At 50.9% G+C, this 16,827-nt stretch carries 12 protein-coding genes; 8 read left to right on the top strand and 4 right to left on the bottom strand.

Annotated elements, in window-relative coordinates; genetic code table 11:
• Positions 1-49 precede the first annotated feature (49 nt).
• Positions 50-796, bottom strand: coding sequence for a 3-oxoacyl-[acyl-carrier-protein] reductase (fabG, locus tag MKO97_RS08910; RefSeq protein WP_241102864.1), 747 nt, complete (start codon positions 794-796; stop codon positions 50-52).
• 273 nt (positions 797-1,069) lie between these two features.
• On the opposite strand from fabG, the gene MKO97_RS08905 reads away from it, so the two are divergent.
• A complete protein-coding gene (locus MKO97_RS08905) occupies positions 1,070-2,248 on the top strand; it encodes a cytochrome-c peroxidase (RefSeq protein WP_241102863.1) in 1,179 nt (392 codons plus the stop codon).
• A 361-nt stretch (positions 2,249-2,609) separates the two neighbouring features.
• Here the strand turns inward: MKO97_RS08905 and MKO97_RS08900 are convergent, their stop codons facing one another.
• Together MKO97_RS08900 and MKO97_RS08895 are read right to left on the bottom strand one after the other, a co-directional pair.
• Entirely contained in the window at positions 2,610-3,527 is a 918-nt protein-coding gene (locus MKO97_RS08900) for an IS3 family transposase (RefSeq protein ID WP_241102824.1), read from the bottom strand.
• Complete coding sequence (locus tag MKO97_RS08895; protein WP_241102823.1) at positions 3,524-4,075, bottom strand: transposase; 552 nt, start codon at positions 4,073-4,075, stop codon at positions 3,524-3,526. The genes MKO97_RS08900 and MKO97_RS08895 overlap by 4 nt, the downstream gene beginning before the upstream one ends.
• A gap of 448 nt (positions 4,076-4,523) precedes the next feature.
• On the opposite strand from MKO97_RS08895, the gene MKO97_RS08890 reads away from it, so the two are divergent.
• Positions 4,524-7,859, top strand: a complete 3,336-nt coding sequence (locus tag MKO97_RS08890) for a C25 family cysteine peptidase (RefSeq protein ID WP_241102862.1) — start codon at positions 4,524-4,526, stop codon at positions 7,857-7,859.
• A gap of 371 nt (positions 7,860-8,230) precedes the next feature.
• Entirely contained in the window at positions 8,231-8,683 is a 453-nt protein-coding gene (locus MKO97_RS08885) for a GNAT family N-acetyltransferase (RefSeq protein ID WP_241102861.1), read from the top strand.
• A 128-nt stretch (positions 8,684-8,811) separates the two neighbouring features.
• Here MKO97_RS08885 and MKO97_RS08880 read toward each other — a convergent pair whose 3' ends face one another.
• Entirely contained in the window at positions 8,812-10,731 is a 1,920-nt protein-coding gene (locus MKO97_RS08880) for an LTA synthase family protein (RefSeq protein WP_241102860.1), read from the bottom strand.
• A 110-nt stretch (positions 10,732-10,841) separates the two neighbouring features.
• Between MKO97_RS08880 and MKO97_RS08875 the strand changes: the two genes are divergently transcribed.
• The 5 genes from MKO97_RS08875 (at position 10,842) to MKO97_RS08855 (ending at position 16,761) form a co-directional block, all read left to right on the top strand.
• Positions 10,842-11,288 carry a four helix bundle protein gene (locus MKO97_RS08875; RefSeq protein WP_319800068.1) on the top strand — a complete coding sequence of 149 codons (447 nt, stop codon included), beginning with the start codon at positions 10,842-10,844 and terminating at the stop codon, positions 11,286-11,288.
• 138 nt (positions 11,289-11,426) lie between these two features.
• Positions 11,427-13,193: a long-chain fatty acid--CoA ligase gene (locus MKO97_RS08870; protein WP_241102859.1), complete on the top strand. Its 1,767-nt coding sequence runs from the start codon at positions 11,427-11,429 to the stop codon at positions 13,191-13,193.
• Positions 13,194-13,300: 107 nt separating this feature from the next.
• A complete protein-coding gene (locus tag MKO97_RS08865) occupies positions 13,301-13,693 on the top strand; it encodes a hypothetical protein (protein ID WP_241102858.1) in 393 nt (130 codons plus the stop codon).
• Between the two features lie 157 nt (positions 13,694-13,850).
• Complete coding sequence (locus MKO97_RS08860) at positions 13,851-14,291, top strand: MarR family winged helix-turn-helix transcriptional regulator (protein WP_241102857.1); 441 nt, start codon at positions 13,851-13,853, stop codon at positions 14,289-14,291.
• Positions 14,292-14,370: 79 nt separating this feature from the next.
• A complete protein-coding gene (locus MKO97_RS08855; protein ID WP_241102856.1) occupies positions 14,371-16,761 on the top strand; it encodes a 3-hydroxyacyl-CoA dehydrogenase/enoyl-CoA hydratase family protein in 2,391 nt (796 codons plus the stop codon).
• Positions 16,762-16,827: the final 66 nt, after the last annotated feature.

Below are 16,827 nucleotides of genomic sequence, written 5' to 3'. Positions count from 1 at the left end.
GGTTGTGCACCACGGCGCTGTGTTATTACACGACGGGTGCCTCAGATAATTAGGTTAACATCCCTCCGTCGACATTGAGTACCTGGCCGGTTACATAAGCGCTCAGGTCCGACCCGAGGAACAGACACGCGTTCGCCACGTCTTCGGTGGTTCCGCCTCGTTTAAGGGGAATGGCGGCGGCCCATTCTTTGACTACGCTCTCACCCAGCTTGGCCGTCATTTCCGTTTCGATGAAACCCGGAGCGATGGCGTTGCAACGGATGTTACGCGAGCCGAGTTCGAGTGCCACCGACTTCGTAAAGCCGATCACACCGGCTTTGGAAGCGGCGTAATTGGCCTGTCCGGCGTTTCCTTTTACGCCCACGACCGAACTCATGTTGATGATAGAGCCCGAACGTTGGCCAAGGAACGTTTTTTGGATGGCCTTTGTCATATTGAAAACCGACTTCAGGTTGACGGCGATTACTTTATCGAAATCTTCTTCCGACATCCGCATCAGGAGGTTGTCTTTGGTGATGCCTGCGTTGTTGATGAGGATATCGACTTTACCGAAATCCGCCAGTACGGCATTCACAAATTCCTGTGCCTGGTTGAAATCCGAGGCATCCGACTGGTAACCTTTCGCTTTGATCCCCATAGCGTTCAGGCTGTCTTCGAGGGCCTTGGCCGACTCGGCAGATGAACTGTAGGTGAAAGCGACATTAGCGCCGTGTTTTGCGAATACTTCGGCGATCCCTTTTCCGATGCCGCGACTGGCCCCGGTGATGATGGCCGTTTTTCCTTCGAGTAGCTTCATACGTTTTGTGTTATGGAGTACAAATATAGTGGGAAGTTTGGAAGAATAGAAGGGAAGTTGGGAAGTTCGGGAGATCGAGAATTCGGGAGTCAGGAAGACCGGAAGTCGGGAAGACTGGGATTCAGAAGACGGAGCGTTGGGGTTTGTTGCGAACGACTGACTACTAACGACTGACCACCGTCTACTTTTTTTCCTGTTAAATTAAACTTAAACGGTTGTTCCGCGTCCATACCGAAATGTTTAGTAGATTGCGAACCTGTTAACCACCTAACCATGAAACGATTTCTTCCATTTGCCATAGCAGCCCTTTCACTGGGGGCATGTAATAAAGACGACGACAGTAGCGAGTACATCCCGGTCGATCCGTATCCGGCGATCACGGCTACGTTCGGCGACGCCATTGACCCTGACAACCTGGCGAACTATGCCAACCAGGCGATTCCGGCGTATATCAACCGTGACAATACCAATACGAATCCTATTACCAACGCGGGTGCTACGTTGGGACGGGTATTGTTTTACGATAAGAAACTGTCATCCAACAATACCATTTCCTGCGCGTCGTGCCACCAACAGGCACATGCGTTCGGCGATCCGTTGGTGGCCAGCAATGGGGTGAATGGTGTTACGACACGGCACACGATGCGCCTGATCAATGCCCGCTTCGGCTTTGAGCCGCATTTCTTCTGGGATGAGCGGGCAGAGACACTGGAAGCGCAGACGACCCAGCCGATCCAGAACCATACGGAAATGGGCTTCAGCGGATTCGACGGTGACCAGGGCATGCCGGAATTGATTGCCAAACTTCAGGCGGTAGATTACTACCGGGAATTGTTTACCATTGCCTATGGCGATGCTACGGTTACAGAAACCCGCATACAGAACGCGCTGGCACAGTTCGTACGCAGCATCACATCCTTTGATTCTAAATACGATGTCGGACGCGCACAGGTGGCGAACAATAACGTCCCGTTTCCGAACTTCACGCCCCAGGAAAACCAGGGCAAGCAGTTGTTCACGGCGCCCCCCACCTTCGACGGTAACGGTAACCGTACGGGCGGCGGCGTAGGGTGCGCGGGCTGCCATGCCGGACCGGAGTTCGACATCAACCCCGATTCACAAAACAACGGAATTACGAGTACCATCGACCCATCGCTGACCGTCGACCTTGATAACACCCGGGCGCCTTCGCTGCGTGACATTGTGAAAAAAGACGGCACGCTGAACGGTCCGTTCATGCACGATGGCATCCTTCCTACTCTCGATGCGGTAATCGCACACTACAATGCAGATATCCAGCCGAACCGTCGCCTTGACCCGCGCCTGTCTCCGGGCGGACACGTACAGCGCCTGAATATGACAGACGACGAGAAAGCGGCATTGAAGGCGTTTTTATTGACGTTGGGCGGGGAGAATGTGTATACGGATACGAAGTGGGGGGATCCGTTTTGAGTGTGAAGTTTTGAGTTTTGAGTGTTGAGTTGGATCGGTTCAGGCGGGAAAAAACTACCCGTTTTGAAGGTTGATTTATTTTTAGGAGCAAGAAGCAAGTATCAAGGGGAAAGGAGCGAGACTAAAGATGGGACGTTTATGCTCATTATGAATTCTCAAATACCAACCAAGAACTATGAACTATGAACCTCCAACTTGAGGCATTCCGCTGCTATGCGCTTTTGTCTCCATCCATGCTTTATCTATGCTTTATCCATGCTGTATCTATGCTCTATCTATGCAGTATCCATTGAGAGTGTCGCGTCCTAAAATAGCTATACAGATTACTAAATAAATCCTGTTTTAGTTATACAAATGTAATTCATAATCCTAGGTCAGCTATACATTGAGATTTACTTTTGTTTTGTGTGTGATAGTTTTTCCATCGCTTTGTGAGCGGTTTTAAATTAAGGTGAGCCTCTTCCGGGGTTAAGTAGTTACAGCTCGCATGAGGACGTAGTTCATTGTAGGCCTTGATACTTTTCGCTATTTGATTCCCGGTTTGTTCAAAACCTAAAGAGCTGGTGTGCAGATTGAACTCTGTTTTGATGATGCCGTTTACCCTTTCTGCAATTGCATTCTCGTAAGGGTCGCCATTTTCTGTCATACTGATCCTGATGTTGTTTTGTTGTAGTAGGCTGACGTATAGAGCTGAGCAATATTGAGATCCCCTGTCAGAGTGATGCGTGATGGTAGCGTTGTAGGCACGATTGTCCAGTGCCATTTGCAGCGCTTGAACACAACCTTCAGCCTGCAGGTCACTACGAAAACTGTATCCCATGATTTTTCTTGAATAAGCATCGGTAATCAGACTCAGGTAGCCCCACTGGTTAGACATACGGATGTAAGTAATATCGCTTACCCAAACCTGCTCGGGCCTGTTTATCACTATATCTTTTATCAGGTTGCCATATTTACGCATCCAGTGGCGTGAATCGGTGGTGATGGCTTTTCGCCTGCGTTGGCGCACCAATAAACGATGTCGCTGTAAGAGATCGAAAAGGGCATCGCGGCCAATGCGAATTTGGTGTGATACCAACACCGGACCTAACAGATGAAGGAGTTTTCGGGTGCCCACACGAGGCAATGACTTGCGAAGCCTCTGCACTTCCTGAAGGATGATATCTTCCTCTATAAGCCCCGTTTCCCTGCGCCAGAGCGTATCATAATACGCGTGTCGGGTTTTGCCAAACAGCCCACATAACATTCCTATTCCGCAACGCGGATAGTCTTGTTTCATTTTGAGGACTGCCTGGCACCAGGCTTTTTTCTGATATCAATTTTAAGCTGTTCTTCGGCAACATCGATAAGGGTGTTCAATGCCTTGATCTTCATCTCAGCTTCCTGCAGCGCCTTGCGGAGCGATTCGACTTCTGCAGCATCCTTCAGGGCGGGCTTCTTGGACATGACCGATGGGATTACAGTACAAATATCCACTTTTTCTTCCCTGTATTTCAAAAGCCAGGCACGAATCAACTTCGCGTCTTTTATACCATAAGCGCTACACGCTTCACTGATACTCATTCTACCCTGTTCTACAGCGCTGACAATGGTGCGCTTTTGCAATTTTGTATAGCTCCGGCGCTTTATCTTCTCGTGATAGTGACTCGAACCATATTTGCGCATCCAAATGCACAAAGTACTTTTTCCAAGGCCATAAATCCGGTTGGCCTCCTTGCGAGGCAAACCCGCCTCAACCTCACTTACAATCTTTGCAATTAATCGAGGATCAAAATGACTTTGTTTTCCCTCGTGCTGGCAATTAGCCAATTTTCCTTCTTGTTCCATACACTGAAAATTTGTGTATAGTTATTTCAGGACAAGACAGAGTTGAGTTTTGGGTTGGATCAATTCACGCGAGAAAAAGCTACGTCTTTTGAAGTTGGTTTTATTTTGAGGAGTAAGGAGCAAGTATCAAGGAGCAAGGCTAGGAACGGATGTTTATCATATTATCAACTATCAACTATCAATTATCAATTAACAATTACTAACCATAAACCTCACCCCAACCCCAAGCCCTACATTTCTCGCGTGAACTGCTACAACTCAAAACCCAAAACCCAAAACCCAAAACCTCTAAAGTCCCTTTTCCGCACACTCCTACTCTATTTAGCATGGGATTTCCGGTTTACCGATGCATATTTGCTGTAAATCAACTGTCTGTGTTTTGAATTTGCCCATAAATTACTATCTTTCGCCTGCGGTCGCGCGTTTGGCCGCCTATCTATCTACTGCTATGAAAAAACTACTACTCGTGTGGGCCTTGCTGGCCCTGGTGTCTCCCTTTTACGCGCAGGTGAATACGGTGCGGCTCGACAAGGCATCCGCCTCGGAAACCGAATTTACCGTGCAACTGAACCAGTACCAACTCGCGCCGGGCGACAAGCGGTATCCGCAGTCGGTGCGGATCAAAGCGAAGGACCTCAGTCCGATGCTGGAAGCCGGTGTACCCGACCTGCCGCGTTTCACGACCTCGGTGATTATCCCGGGAACGGCGGCGATGGATGCCGTGATACTTGATGCGCAGTATGTTGACCTGCCGAATATCACCCTGCTTCCGTCCAAAGGCAACCTCAAACGTACGGTCAACCCTGACGATGTGCCGTATCCTTTCGGCGACACCTACCAGCGGGATGCCTTCTTCCCGGCCAATCCCATCACACTGAAGACGCCTTATATCATGCGCGACTACCGCGGAATGGCGGTGCACGTCTCCCCTTTCCAATATAACCCGGTGACGAAGGTGTTGCGGGTGTACAGCCAGATTAAGGTGAAAGTGTTCGCCAACGGCACCGATACGACGAATGCACTGTCGACACCACCACCGGCAAAAGTAGACGCCGATTTTGACAAGATTTACGCGCGGCAATTCCTGAATTACCTCTCGGTTTTCTCGCCGCTGACGGAAGAGGGCAACATGCTCATTATCTGCCACGATGCCTGGATGGCCAAATTGCAGCCTCTGGTAACCTGGAAAAACACCATCGGACGCCGCACGACGCTGGTATCGGCCTCGGCCGCGGGTGGAACGGCTGCTGCCATCAAATCGTATGTCGCCAATTATTACACCTCACAAGGCCTGAGTTACCTGCTGCTGGTGGGCGACTCGGGACAAGTGCCGTCGAACAACTACGCCGGACTCGGGGGTGATTCGGATAATGCCTATGCGTATATTTCGGGGGACGACCACTACCAGGAATTCTTCGTGGGCCGTTTCAGTGCGGAAACCGCGGGGCAGGTCGACACGCAGGTGCAGCGTACGATCGCCTATGAACGCGGGAACCAACTACCTACCGGGTTTCTCAACCGGGTGATGTCGGTGGCGTCACAGGAAGGCCCGGGCGATGACGACGAACTCGACTACCAACATTTACGCAATATACAGCCTGATTTGTTGGACTTTACCTATAGCAATCCGGTTTATGAACTTTTTGAAGGATCGCAGGGCTTTTTTGATGCGCCCGGCTTCCCTACTGTCGCGCAGGCCGCGGCGGCCATCAATAGTGGCGTGGGCATCATCAACTATGTAGGCCATGGCAGCGACGACGGTTGGGGGACCACCGGTTTTTCAACCGAAGACGCATTGGCCCTACAAAACAGTAACCGTCTGCCTTTTGTGTTCAACGTGGCCTGTGTGAACGGCAACTTCGTGGGACAAACCTGTTTCGCCGAGGGCTGGCTGCGGGCACAGTATAACGGGCAACCGGCCGGAGCGATTGCCATGAACGCCGCAACGATCAACCAGAGTTGGAGTCCACCGATGATCGGACAGGACGAAATGAACGACATCCTTACCGAGATTTCCGATGTTGGCATCCGCCGGACATTTGGCGGTATTACGGTGAATGGCTATTTCCGGATGAATGATGAATCGGGCGACTTCGACATGACAGACACGTGGACGTGCTTCGGCGATCCGTCGTTGTTGGTGCGTACGGCCGACCCCACGCCGATGACCATCCAACACAATGCCGTGTTGATTGCCGGACAACCGACTTTTGCAGTGAACGGAAACGTAGACGGTGCGCTGGCTACCCTGTCGCGGAACGGTGAGATCATCAGTTCCGGTTTCGTCACGGGCGGAACGGCGACGCTTCCGGTCTCAGGGGTGCTACCCGGCCAAGCGCTTACCATAGCCGTGGTTGGGTTCAACCAGGTTACCTATGTATCGGATGTGACGGCCATCGCGCCGGCGGGCCCCTATTTGGTGGTAGCGCCTTTCGCGACGACGATTGATTACGGACAAACGAAAAATCTTGACCTGAGCGTACACAACCTTGGGGTTGGCGTGGCTTCGAACGCAGCAGTGACCATGAGTACGACCGATACTTCGGGTGTGCTCACCAACGCCACGCATGCATTTGGATCGGTAGACGCGGGGCAGTTAAGTGCGGTTAGTAATGGCATGTTTACCTTGAGCGTTGCCAACGACCTACCCGATCAATACCCCTTTCCGCTGCAACTCACGCTGTCGGACGGCAATGGCGGAACCTACACGGAAAACCACCTGCTACGCGTGCAGGCGCCTGATTTATCTATCACCAACATGACGGTGACAGAACTAAACGGCAACGGCAATAACCTGCCGGATCCGGGTGAGAACGTGACGCTACAGGTGACGGTAACGAATACCGGACACGCGGCGATTGGCAACCTTGTCGGACAATGGCTGCAAAGCAATCCGTACCTGACCCTCACCAACGCGGTCGCAACCCATGATATGATGGATGTGAATGGTTCGCACGTATTTACGTTTACGGGCGTAATTGCGCCGACAGTGCCGGCGGGCACTGTAGCAGCGTATGAATTTACGATTAATGGCGGCGTGGCGGGCCAGTATGCTAAAACCGCCGCGGGTTCGTTTGTCATCGGTTTTGTGCCAGTGTATTGCGTACCGGAAGCGGGTTCTACTACAGACGAATACATTGCCCATGTGCAGATCGGCAGTATCGACAACCTGAGTGGGTCGTCGGCCTACACCGATTTTTCCTCGGTTACCACTACACTTACCATCGGCCAAAGCTATGATATTACGGTAGTCAACGGCGAGCACTGGGACGGCGACACCATCATCGGTTGGGTCGACTGGAACTACGACGGTGATTTTGAGGATGAGAATGAAACCGTCTACTTTGACTATCAGGTAAACGGCACGGAAGGCCTTGGCACCGGTACGATCACGGTTCCGGCGACAGCGCATGTGGGCAATGTGCGTTTCCGTGTGCGGGTGTACTATGCCGACGGCGCTGCTGCCTGTGACAATGTGGATTATGGCGAAACGGAAGACTATACTTTTGTCGTACAGAACGCGCTGAGTAACCCCGACGTTACCCTGCGCAGCTTCTCTCTCTCTCCTAACCCGTCGAATGGCCTATTTAACCTTCAGTTCGGCACCGACGCGCTTAGTGCTGACAACCGCATTGAAGTTTTCAATAACCTTGGGCAATTGGTGTATGAAGACCGTGCACCGCAGCGCCAAACAACCATCCACTTACAACAAGCGGCGGGCGTGTATTTGGTGAAGGTGGTGTGGAATGGGGAGACGATTGTGAGGAAGGCGGTATTGAGGTAGTTTTAGGTTTTGGGTTTTGGGTTTTGGGTTGAAGCTGTTCACGCGAGAAAAACTACACGGTTTGAGGAGCGAGGAGTAAGTATCAAGGCTCAAGATGAGACGTTTATTCTCAATTATCAATTCTCAATTGTCAATTCTCAATTGTCAATTATCAATCGAAAGCCCTGAATCCTCAACTTGTTCTTCTTGCTCCTTGAGCCTTGCTACTTGCTCCTTTACTATATTGACATGAAGACTTAACTCCTCTCTAAGCCGAAACAGGTTTTGTGTAGCCACTTCAGACTTGCTCGTTATAAAAAACAGCTTATCTTTCGTAAACAAAATTCGGTCAAAGCCTAATATCCAAAAAACCTTTATTTCGCTTTCGTTCCATGCTTCGAATCGCCTTGCCTTCCGATATCCCTCAAATTCAAATCGTTCGCAATTCGGTGCGCGAGAATACGCTCTCGGATCCTCGACTCGTAACGGATGAAGACTGCCTCCGGTTCATAAGCCAACGCGGTAAAGGATGGGTGTATGAGGTCGACCGTCGTATCGTGGGCTTTGCTATCGCAGATTTGCAAGACCAGAATATCTGGGCACTTTTTGTAGATCCGGATTTTGAACGAAGGGGCATCGGAAAAGAACTCCACGACAACATGCTGGATTGGTATTTCAGACAGGGTGTAGCGTCGGTATGGCTCGGAACCGCCCCGGGTACACGGGCCGAGCAATTCTATAAACGCGCCGGCTGGCGGCAAAATGGCCTATACGGCAAGGAAATACGATTTGAGATGACGGTAGAAGAATGGCAAAAAAGTAAAGAGGAACGAAACAATAGTTAGTATCTCAACATGACTACTAAAAAAGGAAACCCGAATCGAAAGGACAATTACAGCGGAAACTAGACGCACAATGCCTCAATAATAAAAGGGCATCTCTCGCGTGAACCGACACAACTCACAACGCACCACTACTTCCCTGTCTTCCCTCCCAGCTTCTTATCCATTACCCGTTCCATATAGTCCTGGAGGAAGGCCTTGCAGCGGGTTTCGAGCAGGTTCATTTCAGTGTTGCGCTGGCCGATCAGGTTGTGTTCCATTCCTTTGTCGTCTTTGGCATAAAAACCGGTGGCTTTATTGCCGTCGAAGGTGATAATGTAGTTACCGCACATCATCTGGTACATCTGGGCGGAATAGCGCATGACAAATGGCGGGATCCTGGTGTCGCCCACGAGGCTGCGTCCCCAACTGCGGAAGGGTTTGTCGTAGCCGATGATATCGAGCAGCGTGGGATAGATGTCGATTTGCTGGGCGAAGTCACGGTAGACGCCTTTGTATTTTTCATCGGGCGAATACAGCAGCATCATGACCGCGTTTTTGTTGAACTCCTTTCGGTATTCGTCGTAGTGGATGGTGTTGCCATGATCGCCTACCATGACAAAAATGGTGTTTTTGAACCACGGCTCGGATTTCGCCCGATCGAAGAACTTCCGGAGGGCGTAGTCGGTATAGCCGATGCATTGGTGGATGTTGACGTGTCCTTTCGGGAACTTCCCTTCATATTTTTCCGGCACTTTATAGGGCTCGTGTGAGGATACGGAAAACATCGTCGCCATAAACGGCTGCGGCTGTTTCCCGAGTTCGGTGCGGAAGAACTGGAAGAACGGCTCGTCCCAAATGCCCCACACCCCATCGAAGTCGGCGTCGTTGTTGTATTCCGTCTTTCCATAATACCGGTCGACACCAAGAATATTGACATACCCCAGAAATCCCATAGACCCGTTGGGCGCGCCGTGGAAGAACGAGGTTTTGTAGCCTTCGCTTTCAAGTGTTGAAACCAGCGATTCTGTTTTTTGTTTTGGATAGGGTGACGACGTGAACGCATCCTTAAACGACGGGATCCCTGCCAAAACCGACGACACGGCATGTATCGACTTATACCCGTTGGAATAGGCATTGGTGAAGATCAGGCTGTGCTGGGCGAGGGAATCGACGAAGGGCGTGTAGCCTTCGTAGTTCGGGATTTTATTGTCTTTATTGAAACTACCAAAATACTCGCGTCCGTTGCTTTCGAGGATGAAGATGACGATGTTCGGGCGTGTCTTCGGATGGTTGTGGTACGACTTGACGGGCTGCACCAGGCTGTCGATGGTAGCCGTGTCGACGAAGTGCAGTTTTTCAAAGTTGTTGCTTCCCATTGTCCGGAAGATGGCAAAGGGTGTATTGAGCACGATATCGGCCTGCGCCGGATTACGGGTGTAGCGGCTGGCATCGACCAGGTTGATGGGCCGTGTGCTTTTCTTGAAATCGCCGCGAATACCCCCGATGCAAAGCGCCACCGTAACCAAAAACACCAGTACGGACGACCCAAAATACAGCAGGCGTGGCTGCGCCGGTTCACCCGGTACCTGCACTTTGCGGTAGAGGTATAGCCAGAGGAACAGGCACACAAAATAAAGCAGGAAAACGTGCCAATAGCCCGTGAGGAAATTCCACAACAGCAACATCTTATTCGATTCATGTGAAATCGACTCAGTAGCCGCCGCCGTCGAACGCCCGAAATTGAAGCGGTAGTAAATGAAATCGACGAAATTGGTGGCGTAGAGTAGCAGGTTCGGCACGAAATACACCACCTTCAGGAAGCGCTGGTAACCACTGCGGGTATTGATTGTCAGCGGCAGGATCGAACACACGATAAAGAGCGCGTTGATATACAGGATAGCGGTGGTGTCGAACGCGAGTCCGTGCCAATACAACGACAGGAACTCCCCCACCGACGCCACTTCAATCAGATCGGCATTGTAGGCATAAAACAGTACACGGGCCACGAAATAAAAGGCATAGGCGAGAAAGAGGCGGTATAGGAGGGCTTTGTATTCGGGAGCGCGCATGAAGTTTTGAGTGTTGGGTTTTGGGTTTTGGGTTTCGGGTTTTGGGTTTCGGGTTGGTCTACGCGGGATACTTTTTCTTTTTCGGTTGTCAAAACTACGGGAAAACCGTAATGGCATTCTATAAAGTTTCTGCAATTTGCATCAAAAAAATGGAAGAACCGACTATCAGTAAACGAACATTTGATTTCTCTTTACGCATCATTCAGTTAGCCGATAACCTGGAACAGAGACGACGATTCGTATTGGCAAACCAACTACTTCGATCTGGCACGTCGATCGGAGCCAATGTGCGGGAGGCCTCTGCCGCCGAATCGCGTAAGGATTTTATACACAAAATGGCCATTGCCTCAAAGGAAGCCCGCGAAACACTCTATTGGCTCCAGCTGATACAATTTGCAGAAAGTAACCTGCCGGAATTGGAGGATCGTGTTTCGGAAATCAAAAGTATCGTCAATATCCTTACGAAAATCGTGAAGACAACTAAGGTTGGTGTAGAACGCGCAACGTTATCATCTGAATCAGAGAACGGGCCGACCAACCGAAGGCAAACTTCATAAACCAGTAGACACTTTGCGCTACAAGTAAAAAGAGAACCTCCCGTTTACACGATCCGCACACCCAAAACCCAAAACCCAAAACTCAACACTCAAAACTTAAAACCAAACTTTTTTCTTACTTTGCGGAAAAGTCTGACCATGACCCCTACCCGCCTTTTTGATTTTGCCCATTACCAGTTCGGACGCTATGATTTGCCGGATGCTTTCGTAACGAAATACGACGGCCAATGGGTGCCGACCTCGTCGCGTGAGTATGTTGAGAAAGCCAACGCCATCTCCCGGGCCTTGCTGCGGATGGGCGTGCAGAAAAACGATAAAATCGCGGGGATTTCCTCACGGAATCGGAGTGAATGGCACATACTCGATGTGGGCCTATTGCAGGTAGGAGCGCAGAACATCCCGATTTATCCGACGATTTCCGAGGCGGAATACGAATATATCCTGAACCATTCGGGTGCAATCTATTGTTTTGTGTCCGACCGCGAGATCCTGACAAAACTCAACCGCATCCGCCACAATGTACCTGCCCTGAAAGAGGTGTACTGCCTGGATGAGATTGAGGGCTGTACGAACTGGAAAACCCTGCTTGAATTGGGAAGTGACCCTTCCAATCAACCGGAAGTAGAAACCCGGATGGCGGAGGTACAACCTTCCGACCTGGCGACTATCATCTACACATCCGGTACGACAGGCACTCCAAAAGGTGTGATGCTCTCACACGACAACATCGTTTCGAACGTATTGTCGAGTGAATCACGTATTCCGTGTGAAGCGGGCCGAACCCGCGCCATGAGTTTCCTTCCCATCTGCCACATCTTTGAGCGGATGCTGGTGTACCTCTACCAATACCACGGCGTATCGGTGTGGTTCGCCGAATCGATCGAAACCATCAGCGACAACCTGAAGGAAGTGCGACCCAACGTGATGTCGGTCGTACCGCGACTGCTCGAAAAAGTATACGATAAAATCTACGCCAAGGGCACCGAACTGACCGGCATCAAGAAGACACTGTTTTTCTGGGCGATCGAACTCGGACTTCGCTACGAACCATACGGACGTAACGGCTGGTGGTATGAAACCCAATTGAAACTCGCCCGTAAACTCATTTTCAGTAAGTGGAAAGAAGCACTGGGTGGCCAACTCGACCTGATGGTATCGGGAAGTGCGGCCCTGCAGCAACGATTGGCACGGGTGTTTGCGGCGGCTGGTATTCCGGTCATGGAAGGCTACGGCCTGACCGAAACGTCGCCGGTGATCTCGGTGAACGACATGCGCGATTACCAGTTCCGGATTGGTACGGTTGGAAAACCCATCAGCGGCGTCGAAATCAAGATTGCGGAGGATGGGGAAATCCTGTGCAAAGGCCGGAATGTGATGACGGGCTATTACAAAGACGAGGAAAAAACACGCGAGGCGGTGCAGGATGGTTACTTCCACACGGGGGATATTGGCGAAATCGACGCAGACGGGTTCCTTCGGATTACCGACCGGAAAAAGGAAATGTTCAAGACCTCAGGAGGCAAATACGTCGCACCACAACTTATTGAAAATGCGATGAAACAATCGCGTTTCATTGGTGAGATCATGGTCGTTGGCGAAGGCGAAAAGATGCCGGGCGCGTTCATACAACCCGATTTCGACTTTTTGGAACAATGGGCGAAACGTCACGGACTCGAGGGCCTGAACCGCACGGCCCTGTTGTCGCATCCCGATGTGATCAAACGCTACCAGGAAGAAGTCGATACCATCAATGAGAAATTCGGTAACTGGGAGAAAGTCAAGAAGTTCGAGTTGACACCCGACGTTTGGTCGATCAATGGCGGCGAACTCACACCTACGATGAAGCTCAAACGGAAGGCGATATTGGAGAAATACCGGGACTTGTACCGTAAAATCTACGAATAGGTAGTATAATTATTGACTATCAACTGTTTATAACTCTTTCCGCCCGGCTTTAACACTTGTGTAATTAGTTGGTAACTTTCCTTCGTTAACCAATTAAAACACACCACATGAACCTGAAAAACTTTATCATCTGTGGCCTCGTAGCCGGCGTCGCAGACTTTTTGTTGGGCTGGCTGACGTACGGTTTCCTATTCAAGGATTTTTTTGAAAACAGCGGGGAAGAAGACATGCGCTACATCGTGCTCGGCTGTTTCGCCTTTGGTTTCCTGTTTTCCCTCTTTTTTACGAAAGCCGGTATTCGCACCGTAGCTGCGGGCGTCACCTCGGGTGCCCTTTTTGCGTTTCTGTATGCGGTTACATCCGACAGTTTCATGCGGGCCGCGATGCCTCTGGACAAAATGATGCTGATTACCGACGTGTTGATCATGACCGTCACCGGTGCGATCATCGGGCCTATCGTTGCTACGGTGTTGGCAAAACTCTCACCTCCAACGACCTAACCCCCGAAACCAAACCTACGCTACTCCCCTTCAAGGGGAGTTTTTTTTTGCCTTGCATATGCAAGGGGATTCCCCTATTTTTAAAAACCCGAAAAAAAAATCTTCACTTTACTATGCGTGCATAGTATTTTTATCTATCTTTGAAATCGATTTCGATATGAGAGAAAAAACGATCGACTACGTTCTTCGCGCCACATGGCAAGCGGTAGCCCGGATGTATAATGAAGAAGCAACGAAATACGGCGCTTCAATGGCACTCGGGTTCGCCCTGCTGAGTATCGATAAGGAAGACGGCACGCCCTCGACCTACCTGGCGCCCCGGATGGGAATGGAAGCCACCAGCCTGACCCGGACGCTGAAATCGATGGAAGAAAAAGGGCTGATCGAACGACGGAAAAACCCGGATGACGGACGTGGAGTGTTGATACACCTGACCGAACTGGGTAAAGAGAAGCGGGAGCTATCGAAATCGACGGTATTGAAGTTCAATGAAACGATACGGCAACATGTTACCGAAGAGCAACTGAAGCACTTCATGGACGTGGCGAACATCATCAACGAACTCATCGCCGAGAAGCAGATTTTTAACGAAGAGTAGTAAATAAATCCGGTTTTTTGACGTCTGACGAGAGCCTACCAACGCCATCGCCGGGCAACGAAAACCACCACCCTACCATATGAAGCGAACGATTAAAAAAGTAGCCGTTGTAGGTTCCGGCATCATGGGTTCCGGCATCGCCTGCCACTTCGCCAACATCGGCGTCGATGTATTGCTGCTTGACATTGCACCGAACGCGCTCACCGAGGCTGAGTCTAAAAAAGGACTGACACTGGAAAGCAAGGCCGTGCGCAACCGCATCGTGAACGAACATTTCCAGAACGCGCTGAAATCAAAGCCGTCACCCATTTACCATACGTCATTTGCCAGCCGTGTGAAGACGGGTAATACTACCGACGACATCGCCAAAATCGCCGACGCCGACTGGATCATCGAAGTGGTTGTAGAACGACTTGACATCAAGAAGTTGGTCTTCGAACAAATCGAGAAATACCGCCGTCCGGGTACGTTGGTGACGTCCAACACCTCGGGTATCCCGATCCGCTTCATGAGCGAAGGGCGGTCAGAGGACTTCCAAAAACACTTCTGCGGCACGCACTTCTTCAACCCGCCGCGCTACCTGAAACTCTTTGAGATCATTCCGGGCCCGATGACGTCGCCCGACGTATTGGACTTCCTGACGGGATATGGCGAGAAATTCCTCGGCAAAACCTCCGTCGTGGCAAAAGATACACCGGCGTTCATCGGAAACCGCATTGGTATCTATGGCATCCAAAGCCTCTTCCACCTCGTAAAAGAAATGGGATTGACGGTGGAGGAAGTCGATAAACTGACGGGGCCGGTGATTGGGCGTCCGAAATCGGCGACCTTCCGCACGGTAGACGTGGTCGGACTCGACACCCTGGTGCACGTTGCGAATGGGCTGTATGAAGGCGTACCGAATGACGAGGCACACGACCTGTTCCAACTTCCCGACTTCATCAAAACGATGATGGAAAACAAGTGGTTGGGCAGTAAGACAGGACAAGGTTTCTATAAAAAGGTCGACAAAGATATTTTGGCGTTGGACCTGGATACCCTTGAGTACCGTCCACAAAAGAAGGCTTCTTTTGCCACCCTTGAACTGACCAAAACCATTGAAAAACCAATCGACCGTTTCAAGGTGTTGGTCGGAGGTACTGATAAAGCGGGCGAATTCTACCGCCGCAATTTTGCTGGGATGTTTGCCTACGTTTCCAACCGTATTCCGGAAATCACCGACGATCTCTACAAAATCGACGATGCGATGAAGGCTGGTTTCGGATGGGAAAACGGTCCGTTTGAAATCTGGGATGCCATCGGCGTACAGAAAGGCATCGAACTGATCAAAGCCGCTAACCTGTCGTATGCGACCTGGGTGGATGACATGATCGCTTCCGGCAATACGTCCTTCTACACCATTAAAGACGGCGCGACCTATGCGTACGACCTGGCATCGAAGTCGCAGAAAAAACTGCCGGGCCAGGATGCGTTCATCATCCTTAACAACATCCGCGAAAGCAAAAAAGTATGGGCCAACCCCGGTGCGGTCATCACCGATCTGGGCGACGGCATCCTCAACCTCGAATTCCGCTCGAAGATGAACACCATTGGCGGCGAGGTGCTGCAAGGCATCAACAAAGCGATCGACTTGGCGGAGAAAGAATACGCCGGACTCGTGATCGGCAACCAGGGTGCGAACTTCTCGGTCGGCGCGAATATCGGTATGATCTTTATGATGGCGGTCGAGCAGGATTATGACGAACTGAACATGGCCATCAAGCTCTTCCAGGATACGATGATGCGGGTGCGCTACTCCTCTATCCCTGTGGTCGTGGCACCTCATGGTATGACATTGGGAGGCGGATGCGAAATGAGCATGCACGCCGATAAAGTGGTCGCGGCAGCGGAAACCTACATTGGACTCGTCGAGTTCGGCGTGGGGGTGATTCCGGGCGGCGGCGGATCGAAAGAAATGACGTTGCGCGCTTCGGATACCTTCCGTAAAAACGATGTCGAACTGAATGTACTGCAAGAGTACTTCCTTGCCATTGCCATGGCAAAAGTTTCGACCTCGGCCTACGAAGCCTTTGATACCGGTGTGTTACAGAAAGGCAAAGATGTGATCGTCGTCAACCGCGACCGCCAGATTGCCGAAGCGAAGAAACACGCATTGTTGTTGGCAGAAGCCGGTTATACACAACCAATCCGACGGACCGATGTGAAAGTACTAGGCAAACAGGCGCTGGGAATGTTCTATGTGGGCACCGATAGTATGGTGGCGGGTAAATACATCTCGGAACACGACCAGAAAATCGCGAATAAGCTCGCCTACGTGATGGCAGGTGGCGATTTGTCGGAAGCGACGCTGGTATCCGAACAATACCTGCTTGACATCGAGCGGGAAGCCTTCCTGTCACTGTGCACCGAGCGCAAGACGCTGGAGCGGATACAGTATATGTTGACGAAAGGAAAACCATTACGGAACTAACGATAATTTTTGACCGCAGGATGCCGAACAGTTGCCTTTTTAAACGCACGCACCGCATCCCGCTTA

This window comes from Flavobacterium sp. HJ-32-4 (assembly GCF_022532105.1).
Lineage (GTDB): Bacteria > Bacteroidota > Bacteroidia > Flavobacteriales > Flavobacteriaceae > Flavobacterium.
The sequence above is the reverse complement of the archived record's forward strand: the minus strand, read 5'-3'. Positions and strand labels throughout refer to the sequence as shown.

What these genes read in the sequence shown, in the direction of transcription:
- fabG (WP_241102864.1), bottom strand. Translation starts at nt 796, where the DNA reads ATGAAGCTACTCGAAGGAAAAACGGCCATCATCACCGGGGCCAGTCGC.
- MKO97_RS08905 (WP_241102863.1), top strand. Translation starts at nt 1,070, where the DNA reads ATGAAACGATTTCTTCCATTTGCCATAGCAGCCCTTTCACTGGGGGCA.
- MKO97_RS08900 (WP_241102824.1), bottom strand. Translation starts at nt 3,527, where the DNA reads ATGAAACAAGACTATCCGCGTTGCGGAATAGGAATGTTATGTGGGCTG.
- MKO97_RS08895 (WP_241102823.1), bottom strand. Translation starts at nt 4,075, where the DNA reads ATGGAACAAGAAGGAAAATTGGCTAATTGCCAGCACGAGGGAAAACAA.
- MKO97_RS08890 (WP_241102862.1), top strand. Translation starts at nt 4,524, where the DNA reads ATGAAAAAACTACTACTCGTGTGGGCCTTGCTGGCCCTGGTGTCTCCC.
- MKO97_RS08885 (WP_241102861.1), top strand. Translation starts at nt 8,231, where the DNA reads ATGCTTCGAATCGCCTTGCCTTCCGATATCCCTCAAATTCAAATCGTT.
- MKO97_RS08880 (WP_241102860.1), bottom strand. Translation starts at nt 10,731, where the DNA reads ATGCGCGCTCCCGAATACAAAGCCCTCCTATACCGCCTCTTTCTCGCC.
- MKO97_RS08875 (WP_319800068.1), top strand. Translation starts at nt 10,842, where the DNA reads ATGGCATTCTATAAAGTTTCTGCAATTTGCATCAAAAAAATGGAAGAA.
- MKO97_RS08870 (WP_241102859.1), top strand. Translation starts at nt 11,427, where the DNA reads ATGACCCCTACCCGCCTTTTTGATTTTGCCCATTACCAGTTCGGACGC.
- MKO97_RS08865 (WP_241102858.1), top strand. Translation starts at nt 13,301, where the DNA reads ATGAACCTGAAAAACTTTATCATCTGTGGCCTCGTAGCCGGCGTCGCA.
- MKO97_RS08860 (WP_241102857.1), top strand. Translation starts at nt 13,851, where the DNA reads ATGAGAGAAAAAACGATCGACTACGTTCTTCGCGCCACATGGCAAGCG.
- MKO97_RS08855 (WP_241102856.1), top strand. Translation starts at nt 14,371, where the DNA reads ATGAAGCGAACGATTAAAAAAGTAGCCGTTGTAGGTTCCGGCATCATG.